We start from the raw sequence: 14804 nt of genomic DNA, 5'->3' as shown, positions 1-14804 counted from the left end.
TGTCGAGCAAGACGCAGTGGTTGAGTGGGCTCTACTACGCTGATTTCATAAGCATTTACAGCCCTACTCAACTGTGCGGAGGTGGGACGACGAAATCGAATTCTAACGAATTACCGATTTCTGTCCCACTCTCTGACTTTATATGAATACCTACTAGTCTTGGAAGACGATTTCTCCATCGCAGATTGTAAACTTCACTTGGCCTTTAAGCTTTTCACCAACGAAAGGTGAATTGGCTGCTTTGGAGGCAAAATGATCAGTCACAAGTCTATCTGCTGCTGGGTCAAATATTGTCAAATCTGCAGGGCCTTCTTCGGCTAGAAAGCCAGCATCAAAACCATACAACTGAGCTGGATTGACTGTCATTTTCTCCAAAAGTTCCATCAAGCTCAGATGACCAGCCTCAACCAAGTAGGTCAGACCTAGAGAAAGCGAAGTCTCAAGACCAGTCATACCAGAAGGTGCTTTAGTGATGTCTTCAACATTTTTCTCATCAGCGTGATGTGGAGCATGGTCCGTTGCAATGACAGAAATAACACCAGACTTGAGCCCTTCGATAACGGCCAGACGGTCCGATTCTAAGCGCAGAGGCGGATTCATCTTAGCATTACTGCCCTTGGTCAATAGCAATGCTTCTGTCTTAGAGAAGTGCTGAGGTGCTGCTTCAGCGGTGACTTGAGCGCCTAGTTTTTGGGCAAACTCGACAACCTTGACACTTTCTGCCTTGGACAAATGCTGGATATGGACATGAGCCTTCGCATCATAAGCAATCATGACATCGCGGGCAATCATGCTGTATTCTGCCACACCTGTCGCGCCACAGATATGAAAATGCTCTTTGGCAATATGTTCATTGAAACCAAGGATGCCGTTGAGATTAGGATCTTCCTCATGCAAGCTGATAAAAGTATCGTTTTTACGTGCTTCTATCAGGGCTTGGCGGACAATCCCAGCGTTAGTCAGCGGAATTCCGTCATCTGAGAAACCTACTGCACCAGCTGCCAAGAGATCTTTGAAGTCTGTCAAATGCTGACCATCGAAATTCTCAGTAATGGTCGCAACCGACTTGATATGGATATTTTCATGACTAGCCGACTCCAGTACTTCTTTCAGAGTTTCAACCGTAGAGATGGTCGGATTGGTATTGGCCATCATAACAACCGTTGTAAAGCCGCCCGCTGCCGCTGCCAAGGCTCCCGTGTGAATGTCTTCTTTATGAGTCTGGCCCGGCTCCCGGAAGTGAACGTGAATGTCAACCAGACCGGGGGCAACGACCAAACCACTAGCATCTAGGACTTGGGCATCAGTCGCTTTCAGATTTTGGCCAATTTTGACAATTTTCTTGCCCTCCACCAGCACATCGCACACTTGATCCAGACCAGACATAGGATCCATTACACGGCCATTCTTGATTAGTAGCATTTTCTATCTCCTTTATTCGTAAAAATCGACCTGCGTGTCGAGCAGTTTATCACCATCATAAACAAATTTGGCTGAAAAGAAGGGCTTATCCTCCAGTAGCCACTCAACAAAGGTATGATCTCCTTCCCAAGTCGGCTTTGAAAGAACCTGATCGTAAGGCACCCATTCAAGCGTCCCTTCATTGCAATCAATCAGTTCCCCCTCAAACTCCGTCACCTTGAAAACATAAGTGTACCAGTCCAAGTCAGGAGTGAATTCTGGAAAAGTAATAACACCTTTTAAGACAGGCTTGGCCTTTAGACCTGTTTCCTCTAGAATCTCTCGTGCCGCGCATTCCTGCGGGGTTTCTCCTCGCTCTAGCTTACCACCGACACCAATCCACTTCCCAGCATGGACATCGTTGGGCTTTTTGTTGCGGTGCAGCATGAGAAATTCCCGCCCATTATCGATATAACAAATTGTTGCTAACTGAACCATACTACCTCCTATGCTAACCAATCGATAGGTTCCAAGCTCTTAGCCACTAAGAAATCATTGGTTCGTGAAAAGGGTTTGCTGCCAAAGAAGCCACGGTAGGCAGACAGCGGACTTGGGTGAGCCGACTCGATTATCAGATGTTGAGGATTGCTTATCAAGGCTTTTTTCTTGCGGGCGTAAGAACCCCAGAGAATAAAGACAACTGGATCAGTCTTCTCATTAACAACCTTGATAATCGCATCTGTAAAAGGCTCCCAGATTAAGCCAGCATGCGCATTGGCCTGGCCAGCAGGCACTGTCAGACCGGCATTGAGCAAGAGAACACCTTGCTCAGCCCAAGACGTCAAATCGTGCGACTCTTTCACGCCGATATCATCCGCCAGTTCTTTGAGAATATTCTGCAAAGAAGGCGGAGCTGGAATGTCATCAGGGACCGAAAAACTCAAGCCCTGTGCCTGTCTTGGTCCGTGGTAGGGATCCTGCCCTAAAATAACCACCTTAACATCCGCTAAATCTGTCGTCTGAATCGCATTAAATACCTTGTCCCGAGGTGGGTAAATGGTTCCCGAAGCATACACTTCGTCTAAAAAATGATTGATTTTTGCAAAATAACCTTCTGGCAGCTGCTCCTTAATCAAAGCATGCCAAGCTGAATGCTGCATATCTGTCTCCTCTCATTTCCTACAATTGGATATTTTATCGAATCCACCTAAGTGCTCTTCTGAGTTCTGCTACTCCATTTTCCAGAAAACAGCGACCGTGAGCCAGAATAATTTTTTCTGGTTTCCATGCTAACATCTGCTCTAGACAGTCCTTGGCTTCTTTTTGATGACCGATAAAGGTCATACGGTAGTCAATAGGAGTCTGACCGTCCGGAGCTGCAACACGAACTAATTTATAAGCCTTGCTGCGAAGCGGACTTGGAAAACGCTCTGCTTCAAAATTCTCGATCAAATCCGTCAAAATTAAGGTTTGACTGTCCTTGTGAAAAAAGACAACTTCCTCAATATAAGCACTTCCCTTGAAAACCAACTGATCTATCTGCCCTGCCCAAGCTTGTGGAGCCTTATCTGTCAGCTTTTCATCAAAAGAGACTGGTATTTTCTGCTTGGCTGCTCTCTCTTCCACTCCTGGGCTAGACCAAGCAATCGACTCAGGATATCGCTTCTTCCAGTCAGCTATATAGGCATAGTGAATCTTATTAGGTGAAACGAGGTGTGCAACTGGTCCCAAAGCGTCCAACTGGTCAAACAAAGCCTGATTTGGTTGGATTGGTGAATGGCACCAGAGCTGGCCATTTGCTAACTTGATGACCGTCATGCGGGTAGAAAAAGGCAACTTTGTCAGCACCGCATCCATCTCAATCAAATCACCGTCGACAATCCAGATATTCTCGGCAATAGGCTTCAAGGTATAAAGCGGTTCATAGATAGGAACAGGTCTTGTCATTTCAAAGAGTCCTTCTTTCTAGTCCAAAAATAATATTTTCCTATAGCCTGTGGATATTGAGTCAATCCCACAGCTGACAGAATCAAAATCTGTGGCAAAAACTGAATCAGATAACGCGTCTTGCCTCCTTCGAAAATTTGCAGAAAGAGGAGACCACCGAAAACTGCCAAGATCAAGAAATTCAAGGAATCATTTGGTCGGTATTTCCAAAGGGCAAAGACCAGCCCCAAAGCCATGACAATCCAAACTGCCTGCTTGAGCAGCGAATAAAATCGAAAACTATCCTTATCAGAATTGAGGAAGAAATCACGGATAAACTGGGCGAATGCATTGTCTTTGGTGAACTCATAAAGCGGTGAAATATAAGGTGTCTTTTCATTTTCAACACTACGATAGAGCCAACCCAAGTTCCCTTCAGCAACCGTCAAAGAGTGTTTATAATACAGGTGCTGTAGAAAGGTCAGCGGGGTGTATTCTTTCAGACGGCGCTTGATTTCTTTGATGACATTCTCCTTGGCAAACATGCCATTATTGTAGTCAGCCCGCTTGTCAGGTTCCACGTATTGCAAGAGCCCTTCCTTCATGTCCTCCTGATCGTGACCGATATTGGTTAGGCCCAGATTGATGAAAAGCAGTGGCCCTTTGGCCAGCCCTTGGCCTTGGATGATCGGCACTTCTGTCTGGTGCGCTAGGCCATAATGAAGTGGAAGGTAGCCTACTGAAAAGCTTAAAGTAAAGACCGCAGCAGTCAAGAAAAACTTTTTCCAGTTTTGTCTCAAGAACAAAACTCCAAAAACAGCAATCAACAGAATCATCACTGTCGGACGAATCAAAAAGGCAAGACTGGTCAGAATCCCTAATATAAGGCTTCTAGAAATGATTTGGCGCCTATCTCCCTTATTTTCCAACAAACTCAGAGCCAGAAAAATCTGTAGACTAATCAAAGGCAAGGGAGGGATGTCCGTGTACATAGACATGTAGTAAGGCGAAAATCCGACCAAGGTCACATAAAGACTAAAAACCGCATCTGCTGTAGCCTGCGAAAAGTATCGCTGACAGCCTTTGTAGAGAATCCAAGTCGCAATATTGACGTAAAAAAGATTGAGTCCCTGCATAATCCAGAGCGCTGCTTCGCCAAAAAGGTTAAAGAAAAAACGCTCATAGAGAAAGAGGGGCAGATTATTAGGATTGCGCGTCAGGTAGCTGGAAATAGAGGACTCCTTCAGATACTTGAAAGCCCCTGTAAAAACCACCGCTGCATCCCGTCGAATCAAAAGCTCAGCCGATAGGAGCATGATGAGCTGAAAAAGGAGAGCTGCTAAAGCAATGGCAAGCTTGTGTCTCATGAGAAAATGATAAGACTTTTTAAGCTGAAACCGATAGCGATTCGCTAGGATTGCCAAGACTCCAAACAAAATCAGAGCCAAGCTACTTAACTGCGACACATGAAAAATAGCTGTAAACAGCCAATGAAGACTCAATACCAGCATGATTTTTTGCAGAATCAAAAAAGTGATATGATAAATCTTAGACATGGCTTTATTATAACAAAATCAGCCACTTTTTGCTATTTTAAAAAGTGAGCAGAGGCCAAGTAAATCCTAAAAAGGAGACAGGAACATGCTAGTCCCGCCTCCTCGTACCTTCTTAATTTTGCCAGTTTTCTTGATCATCTTTGAACTTCTTCAGCAAAGTCAATCCTTCTGCATTGATGTAGCCTTCTTGCTCAGCCAAGTGGATAAGCTCTGTGTAGTTAGACAAGGTCACCAACTTCACGCCTGCATCCGCAAAGTTCTTATCCGCCTTTGGCAATTCGTAGGTGAAAATGGCTGCGGCACCGATTACATCTGCTCCTTCACGCTTAGCTGCCGCAATAGCATCCAAGACAGAGCCGCCAGTGGAAATCAAATCTTCAATCACAACCATCTTTTGACCAGGAGCTACCCGGCCTTCAATCTGATTGCCCGCCCCGTGATCTTTTGGTTTACTGCGGATATAGGCAAAAGGCAGATTCATCTTGTCGGCAATGATAGCACCGTGAGGAATACCCGCCGTTGCTGTCCCCGCGATCACTTCCACATCAGGAAATTCCGCACGAATCTTTTCAACAAAGCCATTTTCGATCAAAGTTCTAGTCTCTGGGTAGGCCAAAGTCACTCGGTTATCTGTATAAATCGGTGATTTAATCCCAGAAGCCCAAGTAAAAGGCTCCTCTGGTTTCAAGTAAACCGCTTTGATTTTCAACAAGTCGCGTGCAATATCGTTGGCTAAAGTCATTTTTCACTCCTTATACATCTGTTATTCGTTTCATTTGAAATTCTTATTTAGCTATTCCACTGTTTCTTAATTTCGTGATAAGCATCCCAAGGATTTTCAGCCTGAATAATCGGGCGACCAACCACAATATAATTGCTGCCAATCTGATGAGCTTCCTGCGGCGTCATGACCCGTTTTTGGTCACCTATTTCAGCACCTGCTGGCCGGATACCTGGCGTCACGCAAAGAAAATCGTCCGCCGTAGCTGCCTTGATGAGTTCAACTTCCAAAGCTGAGCAAACAACCCCATCCAGCCCAGCTTCTTTTGCCTTGCGAGCATAATTAACAACCGATTCCTGCACGGTTGTTTGGATATTTTGACAGTCGCGCATGTCTTCTTCACTGGTCGAAGTCAACTGGGTTACCGCTACCAGCTTCGCATTGTCACCGAGAACTTTTTTGGCCTCACGCATCATCTCAACGCCGCCAGCCGCATGAACCGTCACCATATCAATACCAAATGTTCCCAAAACAGACATAGCTGAACGCACGGTATTAGGGATGTCGTGCAATTTCAAATCGAGGAAAATACTATGTCCCAAGCCTTTCAGATAATGCACAATTTCTGGACCGATGGCATAAAAGAATTCCATGCCGATTTTGACGTACAGTTTTTCATCTTCAGGGAAATGCTCCAGAAAGTTTTTGACATCATCAAAAGATGGAAAGTCTAGGGCGATAATAGGACGTTCTTCACGCATACGGTTCTTCTCCTTGCTTGTTACTTACTATAAAGATGATTACAATCATAGAAAAAACCTTGCCCGAGAGCAAGGTTACACGAAAATGTGGCAAAATCTGCCATTTTAAACGTATGCGCCTTAGAGCCTCTCTGGACTTCTTTAAAGGTTTTATCTTAAACATTCTATAATTTACTGGGAAGTTTGTCAAGAGAAAATCAAGCTTAAAGTAAATTTTCTCTGACTTCTTTTCTCAAGCTTTCTAAGCTTTCAATGCCGTATTTATCCATGACTTGCGGAATCTTTTCTATAATGTTAGGACAGGCATAAGGGTCGGTAAAATTCGCTGTTCCGACGCCGATAGCTGATGCACCAGCGATAAACATCTCCAGCGCTGCCTCTGCCGAGTCAACTCCGCCCATGCCAATGATTGGTAGTTTGGTAAACTGCGCAACCTGACGAATCAGCTTGAGAGCCACAGGAAAGACAGCTGGACCAGACATACCACCCGTTCCATTAGCAATGATTGGCCGTTTCGTTTTCAAGTCGAAACGCATTCCCACCAAGGTATTGATCATGGTCAGTCCGCTCGCGCCCGCATCTTCTGCCGCCTTGGCCACTTGGGTAATATCTGCTACACTGGGGGTTAATTTGACATAGACTGGGACTTGAGAGGTAGCAACTGCTGCTTTTACTGCTTCATAGGCTAGCTCAGGGACTTGTCCGATTAAAAGCCCCGCATTGCCATGGTCCACATTGGGGCAGGAAATATTGAGCTCAATGGCTTTGACATTGGGAGCTTGGGAGATTTTCCCAGATACATAAGCATATTCTTCATTGGAGAAACCAGCCACATTGGCAATAATCGGTAAGTCCAGATAGTGCTGAGCCAGCCAAGGAAGTTTTTCAGCCAAAACGGCATCGACCCCTGGATTTTGGAGGCCGATAGCATTGAGCATACCAGCTGGCGTCTCAGCCACACGGGGCGTTGGATTGCCAAAGCGGGGATGTTGCGTCGTCGCCTTGATCATGATAGAGCCCAGTAGATCCAAGTCATAGTATTTGGCATATTCCTGACCAAAACCAAAACAGCCTGAAGCTGGAATGATTGGATTTTTCAGCTCTAATCCTGGCAGAGAAATTTTCAAACGATTTTCAGTCATTTCCTTATCCTCCTAAAGCACGATAGTCCCAGTCTCAAAAACTGGACCGTCTTCACAAACCCGCTTATTGACCGCTTCATCCTGACCTGCTACATGAACGACACAAGCATAGCAGGCGCCCATGCCACAAGCCATGCGAGACTCCATCGATAGATAGGCATGGGGATGATCGTGAAATCTCCGATCCACATACTGGAGCATACCGGGCGCTCCACAAGAATATACCGCAGCAAACTCATCTGTCAACTCGTCGACAATCGTTGATACATAGCCCTTTTGACCATAAGTCCCATCATCTGTAGTGATAAACAACTGACTGCACTCACGAAACTCTTCTTCCAAAATAACCGCAGATTGATTGGCAAATCCTAATACTGCTGTAACCTGAGCACCCTTGGCATACAGTTCTTTGGCCGTTTGTAAGAGAGGAGGCACACCGATACCACCACCAATAATCAAAACCTTGCCGCCCTTTTCTACCGGAGACAAATCAAAGCCATTTCCCTGAGGTCCCATGACATCAAGATAGCTACCGACAGGAAGCTGAGAGAAAATGGCCGTTCCGCCACCTTCGACCCGATAGATAATCCGGCAGATATCTTTCTCCCGATCAATCTCCGATATGGAAATCGGGCGTCGCAGAAGCTTGCTATCATCTGGCACTCGGATATGCAGGAATTGCCCAACCTGCATCTGGCTCACCATCTTTCCTCTCAGGCGCATCGAAAAAATCTGAGGCGCAATTTCTACCTGCTCCAAGAGCTCCATTTGCTCCAGCATAATCTTGCCAAATCTCTTTTTACAACTGTCACTAACCATGACAACCTCACTTTCTACAAGAAAAAACCTTGCCACAGCAAGGTTTCGCAAAAAACAAGGCAGTCAAATTGCCCCTTATACCGTTTTTCCTACCTTGCAGCCTCACTGGACTTGTTTAAAGGTTAAATTGTAAACATTATATCTTTAGCGATAAGGATTGTCAAGGCAGAAAAAACATTAGTGCTTTAAATCTTCTCAAGCAAATCACAGTCTTACCAGCTCTTGTCAAATTCACTATTTGCATTTGCCAGATAAAAACTGCCATCTTCCTGCCGTTTGAAAATCAAGGTTACTGAATCATATTTTCGTTCTCTATTTCGAAAGTTTCTATAATTGGCCCGTAGTGATAAGGGGCTATCGCTCATCCCACTTCCATAAATATTAAGTTCTGAAGGAAGTCCAAAACGCTCAACAACCTCTTGGTAAGTCATCCCGCCTTTGCCATGCTGGCTATCACCTATTTTTAATGTATCCATATCTTCTGGCTTCCACTTAAAGACAAATTCGTCTTTCGTCGCTGAAGGATAGCTACTGTCATCTAAATATACTGCACTTTTACTTATCAAATAATAGTTCTTGCCATTCGAATCTGGGTCATAAAAAACCAAACTGATTTCCTGAGGATGTCCCGATGAGCCATATCTCGGAACATCTATAATTCTTGTCTTATAAGTTAGTGTCAATCCTTTTGTGCCAAAACTCACAGCTGAACCCTTACCGTATTTCGCAATGACTTCTTCTAAAGTTGGACTATTAGTCCCCCCATTTTCCACCTTGAGCTCTACAAAATTATCCAATGTCCAATTAAAAGCAAACTTCTCTTCATCTTCCTCAACAATTTTCTGTTTCAGTTCCTTTTGTTCTTGGGTCAATTTTGATTCATCATCATTTTGCTGACTAGCCGAGCTGTCTCCACTAACTGACGAGGCTCTATCGTCATATTTGTACTTCAGTTCGGCTTTGTTAGGAACCTGTTGCGATAAGTAATAGAAGCCAAAGAACAAAGCAAAAGAGATTGCCAAACAAAGAAGGGTAAAAGCCAAGCTAATTCTTTTTTTCTCCTCCTTCATCGTCATCATTCTGAGCTCTTCTCGTTTTAGCTTTTGTTGACGATAAAGGTCTCTTTTGATCTCTCTAAACGAATGAAGATCACGTTTTTTCTTGCTACTTCTCCTCATTTTCCTCCTCTTTCTTATCGATTTAGTTTACTCACTTTCTTTAGACACCAAACGCCATCTACCATCTCCTTGCTTGTAGAATTCTAAATGAACTCTTTTCAATTGTTCTGGATTTTGCCAAGAATCTGGATTAACATAATCAACCCGCATCTTCAGTTGATTGTCGTCTCCAGAAATCGTCTGATATAGAGGTAAGCCGACTTTTAAAACAATCTCATCATATGGTGTACCTTTAGCTGTTCCTTCTCTAGCACCAATAACAAGACTATCGATGTATGCTTGCGTCCATAAAAAGGATCTTTTAGGATTGTTATCTACCTGAATTTTATCACTTGAAAGGCTAAAATGGTATTTTGAAATGAGCTTATAGACACCATCAAATTGAGCAAAGGTTAAAGATACATAGCCCATACTACCATTTTTCGATTTCCATATAAGGCGAATATGTTTTTGAACTTTATGATTTGGCAAAAAATCAATCCAGGCCCCACCTTGAACTGGTTTCCCAAATTCCTTTAAAACATCTTCCAAGACGGCTCCGCCCTTGTATTTGTTTATGGGAAGCGCGACTGCCTTTTCAACTGTCCAAAGAAAGGGACCGCTTTTTTCTGGAGAAACAATAAGACTTTTAGCGAATTGTTCTGCTTCAGCTTTCTCATCTTCCAAACTATTTGATGACGAACTAATCTGGCTAGACGGAGTTGGCGTCTGATTGGCTTTGCTTTTTCCTGACAGAGAAAGCGTCAAAAAAACTGTTCCAATGATAGAAAATACAACAATAGCTACTACCATGAATGGCAAAAACTTAGATTTATAGGTTTGCTTTTCTAATTCAAAAGCAATATCTTCAAACGAATCTTCTTGTCTCTTCATCACTGCTCCTTATCAGTCTAAAAACTTATCATATCATGAATAGATCGAGATTGCAAAATGTACCTCAGTCTGTTTATACAGAAGAAAGCCCAAATTCCCCGTCTTTTCTGCTTGCTTTGGCTACCTAAGGAGACCATCAATCTCCCTATCTTTCTCTTCTATCGATATGACTAGTAACTATCGTCAACCGAAAGACGCCATCTTCTTGACGATGAAAGATTAAATGAACCCATTCATTATTATATCTTTCATCTGATGTTAAGTATTTGAGTTCCAAGCCAATATGCTGACTATCTGCCGCATCCAAGTGAGAAATAACAACTGCTGATTCTCTAGGTAGGCCAAATAATTGAATGATTTCTTCATAGGACATACCAGGATTGCCTGTGCTCTCGTCACGAACTTGTAAACCTGCAATTTCATCCTTTGTCCAGAGATGGGGACTATCTCCCTGAGGCAAAGTTGGATAAGCCTCATCAAGAATATTCGCTCTCTTCCCAATGAGATGATAGCTTGTTCCGTTTTTTTCAAATGTTAACTTTAAATGACTATGACGGCCTTGAATAATCTCACTTGTATAGCTTAATTCAATATTTCCATTGCTCTCAGTATAAAAAAAGCTTGAAGCCTTGCCATGCTTTTCAAGGATTTGATCCAGAGAAGCTCCGTTTTGGCCAGCAGCGGTATCCTTTATTTGCAGATTGACGATGTCAGCAGTTGTCCATGTAAAACGAGAGTTTTCTCTATCAACAACTTTCTCCTCTAACAGAAGCTCCTCTGATGACTTTTGACGAACAGATGAAGACATGCTGCTTCGCCCAAGTTCCTCATAAGCAGAGTTAAGCCCCCACATGATCATCACCTTCCCAAGTGGAATCATTAAGCAAATTGTCAAAAATACTATAAAAATAGTGATAGGTAGTCCTACCAAACGATTTTTATAGTCATCCTCTTTGGCCATATCGCCCTCCTTATTTCCTTCATTTTAGCATAGGAAACTTTAGCAAGCAAACATTTTCTAAACTTCTGATTTATCAGGAAAAAATCCCCAGTTTGTGATAAAATAGACCTATGAGAATTCAACAATTACACTACATTATCAAAATCGTCGAGACAGGTAGCATGAACGAGGCTGCCAAGCAACTTTTTATCACCCAGCCTAGCTTGTCCAACGCTGTGCGGGATTTGGAAAATGAAATGGGCATCGAGATTTTCATTCGCAATCCCAAAGGAATTACCTTGACCAAGGACGGCATGGAGTTTCTTTCCTATGCCCGGCAGGTTGTTGAGCAGACTCAGCTTTTAGAAGAGCGATACAAAAATCCTGTCGCCCACCGCGAGCTTTTTAGCGTCTCTGCCCAGCACTATGCCTTTGTGGTCAATGCCTTTGTCTCCCTGCTTAAAAAAAGCGATATGGAGAAATACGAGCTCTTTCTACGGGAAACTCGGACTTGGGAGATCATTGACGACGTAAAAAACTTCCGCAGCGAAATTGGCGTCCTCTTTCTCAATAGCTACAACCGCGATGTTCTATCCAAGATGCTGGATGACAATCACCTGATTGCTACTCATCTCTTTACAGCTCAGCCCCATATCTTTGTCAGCAAGTCCAATCCGCTGGCCAAGAAAAAGCTGGTCCAATTATCCGACTTAGAAAACTTCCCCTACCTAAGCTACGACCAAGGGACTCACAACTCCTTCTACTTTTCTGAGGAAATTCTCTCTCAGGAACACCATAAAAAGTCCATCGTCGTCAGCGACCGTGCAACACTGTTTAACCTTTTGATCGGTCTGGATGGCTACACGATTGCGACCGGTATTCTCAACAGCAACCTCAACGGAGATAATATCGTCTCCATTCCACTGGACATTGATGATCCGATCGAGCTGGTCTATATCCAGCACGAAAAAGCCAGCCTGTCCAAGATGGGCGAGCGCTTTATCGAGTATCTGATTGAGGAAGTACAGTTTGATAAATAAAGCAAAACACCTGAAACAAGCATCTAATGCTCACACCAGGTGTTCTTTTTATTGTCGTAATTTGCCCAAAACTTCCCCAATCTTGCCTTCGATGACGAGGTCAGCTTGCTTGTCCTGTGGGATGCTGGTCTTGTTGATAACGACCAGATGCTTGCCAGCAAAGTACTGGATGAGACTAGCCGCAGGATAGACCACCAAGGAGGTGCCCCCGATGATCAACAGGTCGGCTTGATGAATGGCCTGCGCAGCTTGCTGGAAAGTCTCCATATCCAAGGGCTCTTCATAGAGGGTCACATCGGGCTTGATCACGCCGCCGCAGTCAGGGCAGTAAGGCACCGTCCCAGGCAGAGCTAGAAATGCCTCCAAATCGTAAAATCGCTGACAGTTTAGACAGAAATTTCTATCCGCACTGCCGTGCAACTTGAGGACATTTTTTGAACCAGCCATTTCGTGCAGGCTGTCAATATTTTGCGTCACCACAGCCTTGAGCTTGCCGGTCTTCTCCAGATGAGCCAGATAGGCGTGAGCCGCATTGGGCTTGGCATCTGGATAGAGTAGATATTTCTTGTAAAAGTCGAAAAACTCCTGCGGATAGCGCTCAAACATGGTATGCGAAACCAACTGCTCTGCCGTAAAATGCCGACCTAGCTTGACACTATAAATCCCATCCGAACTGCGAAAGTCAGGGATATTAGACTCGGTCGAGACACCCGCCCCACCGAAAAAGACGATATTCTGACTTTGGTCAATCATGTCTTGCAACTGCTGTATTTTATCCATTTTCCTCTCCTGTCAATAAAGCTCTAACCAAGCGGTTTGCCTCATCAAAATAAAAATGGTCCCGATCGTAGACAATCCCTGTGAAGCGCGCCAAGTCCACCAAAATCTCCATGAAATACTGGGATGAAAAGCCGGTTGTCCGATATAATTCTGCCTCATCAAAGGGCTTAATCAGATGAGCCAGCGGATTTCGGACTGACTTTTCCAATTCCCGCAGCTGTCTGACCTCTTCCTTGACAGACTCTGGCAGATCCAAATGCAAAATCAACTCTGTCAGACTAGATGAATTGACCGTGCTTTCTGCATGAAAGACCTGTAAGACAGCATAATCTGACTCCCGCATCCGTTCAAACTTCCAACGGTCATAGCTGGCTTCACGAGAATTATGGATAAAGTGCTCAATATCAGGAATTTCCAGCTTGATCAAGCGCATGAAAATCCGATAAATCGCTGGGCTGACCGCTCGAACGAAGTCAATAATCTGCTCATTGCACAGCTTGGCTTCCAAATCATAGAGATAGTTGGCCAACTGCTCGTCAGCCAAATCGGTATGACAAAAAAGCTGAAAACCACTTTGCGTCTGCAAGGCAGTCTTCAACTCTTCATCCATGGCTGGCAGAATATTGAGCTCTCTGCGCTCTGCCAGAATAGCCAACAGGCTAGTTACAATCGAGGAACTTCCCATCAACTTCTGCGCCAGTTTATAGGCATAAGCATAGTCATAACGGGAAATCGCAAAGAGAATCTCCTCTTTTAAATCTAGATTCATGCTTAATCAATCAAGGTTTCCAAGCCAACCTTCATCATATCAGTGAAGGTGTTTTGCCGTTCCTCTGCTGTCGTATCTTCGTCAGGATTGACCAAACTATCAGAAATGGTCATGATAGCCAGGGCATCTACTTGGTGCTGGGCAGCCAGATAGTAAAGTGCCGCAGCTTCCATTTCAACAGCTTTTACGCCCCATTTGCCCAGCTCGATATTTTTCTCAAAATAGTTCGAATAGAAAACATCTGACGACAAAACATTTCCGACATGGGTTGTCATTCCTAAGTCTTTGGCGATATGATAAGCCTTGTCCAGTAGGTCAAAGCTGGCAATCTGCGGAAAATCATACTGAGGCCAGTCATTGCGGATAATGTTTGAGTTGGTCGCAGCCGCTTGAGCCAGAACCAATTCACGAACGTGAACATCTGCATTGAGCGAACCAGCCGTTCCCACACGAATCAGCTTTTTCACACCGTAGTCCACAATCAGCTCACGCGCATAGATGGAAATAGACGGCATTCCCATCCCAGTTCCCATGACAGAAACACGTTGTCCTTTGTAAGTACCAGTGTAGCCAAACATGTTCCGCACTTCGTTAAAGCAAACGGCATCTTCTAGGAAATTCTCCGCAATAAACTTAGCCCGCAGCGGATCGCCTGGCAAGAGAATTTTATCAGCAATTTCACCTTGTTTAGCAGCAATATGGATAGACATAATATAAGATACTAAGGGCTTAAAAGAGGCAAAGCAAAAATAGGAAATCGAACGAAGATGCGACTGCATCTAGGTAGATTTATATTTTTTGCACCGCCTCTAGCCCGAGTTCAATTTAAACTCGGACGCCCTTCCTTTCTGTGTTTATTGAAAGATAGTTTTCCGCTCGTGTTCAAATCAAAACACAC

At 44.1% G+C, this 14804-nt stretch carries 16 protein-coding genes; 1 reads left to right on the top strand and 15 read right to left on the bottom strand.

The features are described from left to right. Positions 1-153: 153 nt before the first annotated feature. The 12 genes from PAN94_RS05660 to PAN94_RS05605 all read right to left on the bottom strand — a co-directional run bounded on the left by PAN94_RS05660 (position 154) and on the right by PAN94_RS05605 (position 11338). A complete protein-coding gene (locus PAN94_RS05660; protein WP_285875069.1) occupies positions 154-1422 on the bottom strand; it encodes a dihydroorotase in 1269 nt (422 codons plus the stop codon). 12 nt (positions 1423-1434) lie between these two features. Next, a complete protein-coding gene (locus PAN94_RS05655; RefSeq protein WP_002904550.1) occupies positions 1435-1899 on the bottom strand; it encodes an NUDIX hydrolase in 465 nt (154 codons plus the stop codon). Positions 1900-1907: 8 nt separating this feature from the next. After that, entirely contained in the window at positions 1908-2561 is a 654-nt protein-coding gene (locus tag PAN94_RS05650) for a uracil-DNA glycosylase (RefSeq protein ID WP_285875068.1), read from the bottom strand. A 34-nt stretch (positions 2562-2595) separates the two neighbouring features. Continuing rightward, on the bottom strand, positions 2596-3348 hold the full coding sequence (locus PAN94_RS05645; RefSeq protein WP_285875067.1) for a DUF4336 domain-containing protein: 753 nt from the start codon (positions 3346-3348) through the stop codon (positions 2596-2598). After that, on the bottom strand, positions 3345-4883 hold the full coding sequence (locus PAN94_RS05640) for a glycosyltransferase-like membrane protein (protein ID WP_285875066.1): 1539 nt from the start codon (positions 4881-4883) through the stop codon (positions 3345-3347). The genes PAN94_RS05645 and PAN94_RS05640 overlap by 4 nt, the downstream gene beginning before the upstream one ends. A gap of 112 nt (positions 4884-4995) precedes the next feature. Then, positions 4996-5625, bottom strand: coding sequence for an orotate phosphoribosyltransferase (pyrE, locus tag PAN94_RS05635; protein ID WP_005589648.1), 630 nt, complete (start codon positions 5623-5625; stop codon positions 4996-4998). A gap of 47 nt (positions 5626-5672) precedes the next feature. Continuing rightward, positions 5673-6365: an orotidine-5'-phosphate decarboxylase gene (gene pyrF, locus PAN94_RS05630; RefSeq protein ID WP_005589646.1), complete on the bottom strand. Its 693-nt coding sequence runs from the start codon at positions 6363-6365 to the stop codon at positions 5673-5675. A 203-nt stretch (positions 6366-6568) separates the two neighbouring features. After that, positions 6569-7507, bottom strand: a complete 939-nt coding sequence (locus PAN94_RS05625; RefSeq protein WP_285875065.1) for a dihydroorotate dehydrogenase — start codon at positions 7505-7507, stop codon at positions 6569-6571. A 12-nt stretch (positions 7508-7519) separates the two neighbouring features. Continuing rightward, positions 7520-8326: a dihydroorotate dehydrogenase electron transfer subunit gene (locus tag PAN94_RS05620; RefSeq protein ID WP_285875064.1), complete on the bottom strand. Its 807-nt coding sequence runs from the start codon at positions 8324-8326 to the stop codon at positions 7520-7522. 212 nt (positions 8327-8538) lie between these two features. Then, positions 8539-9504, bottom strand: a complete 966-nt coding sequence (locus tag PAN94_RS05615; protein WP_353048968.1) for a hypothetical protein — start codon at positions 9502-9504, stop codon at positions 8539-8541. A 27-nt stretch (positions 9505-9531) separates the two neighbouring features. Beyond that, positions 9532-10377 carry a hypothetical protein gene (locus tag PAN94_RS05610; protein ID WP_285875062.1) on the bottom strand — a complete coding sequence of 282 codons (846 nt, stop codon included), beginning with the start codon at positions 10375-10377 and terminating at the stop codon, positions 9532-9534. 145 nt (positions 10378-10522) lie between these two features. After that, positions 10523-11338, bottom strand: coding sequence for a hypothetical protein (locus PAN94_RS05605; RefSeq protein WP_285875061.1), 816 nt, complete (start codon positions 11336-11338; stop codon positions 10523-10525). Positions 11339-11448: 110 nt separating this feature from the next. Here PAN94_RS05605 and PAN94_RS05600 point away from each other — a divergent pair, with 110 nt between their 5' ends. Further along, positions 11449-12357, top strand: coding sequence for a LysR family transcriptional regulator (locus PAN94_RS05600; RefSeq protein WP_002895403.1), 909 nt, complete (start codon positions 11449-11451; stop codon positions 12355-12357). Between the two features lie 48 nt (positions 12358-12405). Here the strand turns inward: PAN94_RS05600 and PAN94_RS05595 are convergent, their stop codons facing one another. From PAN94_RS05595 to deoD, 3 genes are read right to left on the bottom strand one after another with little or no spacing between them, the layout of a single operon-like run. Then, positions 12406-13137 carry an NAD-dependent protein deacylase gene (locus tag PAN94_RS05595; RefSeq protein ID WP_048764639.1) on the bottom strand — a complete coding sequence of 244 codons (732 nt, stop codon included), beginning with the start codon at positions 13135-13137 and terminating at the stop codon, positions 12406-12408. After that, on the bottom strand, positions 13130-13906 hold the full coding sequence (locus PAN94_RS05590) for a Gbs1250 family HEPN protein (RefSeq protein WP_285875060.1): 777 nt from the start codon (positions 13904-13906) through the stop codon (positions 13130-13132). The genes PAN94_RS05595 and PAN94_RS05590 overlap by 8 nt, the downstream gene beginning before the upstream one ends. Positions 13907-13908: 2 nt before the next feature. Continuing rightward, the gene (gene deoD / locus PAN94_RS05585) at positions 13909-14616 is read right to left on the bottom strand and encodes a purine-nucleoside phosphorylase (protein ID WP_015604594.1); all 708 of its coding nucleotides are present in this window, start codon (positions 14614-14616) and stop codon (positions 13909-13911) included. Positions 14617-14804: the final 188 nt, after the last annotated feature.

Origin of the sequence: Streptococcus sp. SC1, assembly GCF_030272855.1 — a bacterium.
Lineage (GTDB): Bacteria > Bacillota > Bacilli > Lactobacillales > Streptococcaceae > Streptococcus.
Note: the sequence above shows the minus strand (reverse complement) of the source record. Positions and strands in the feature narration are given on the sequence as shown.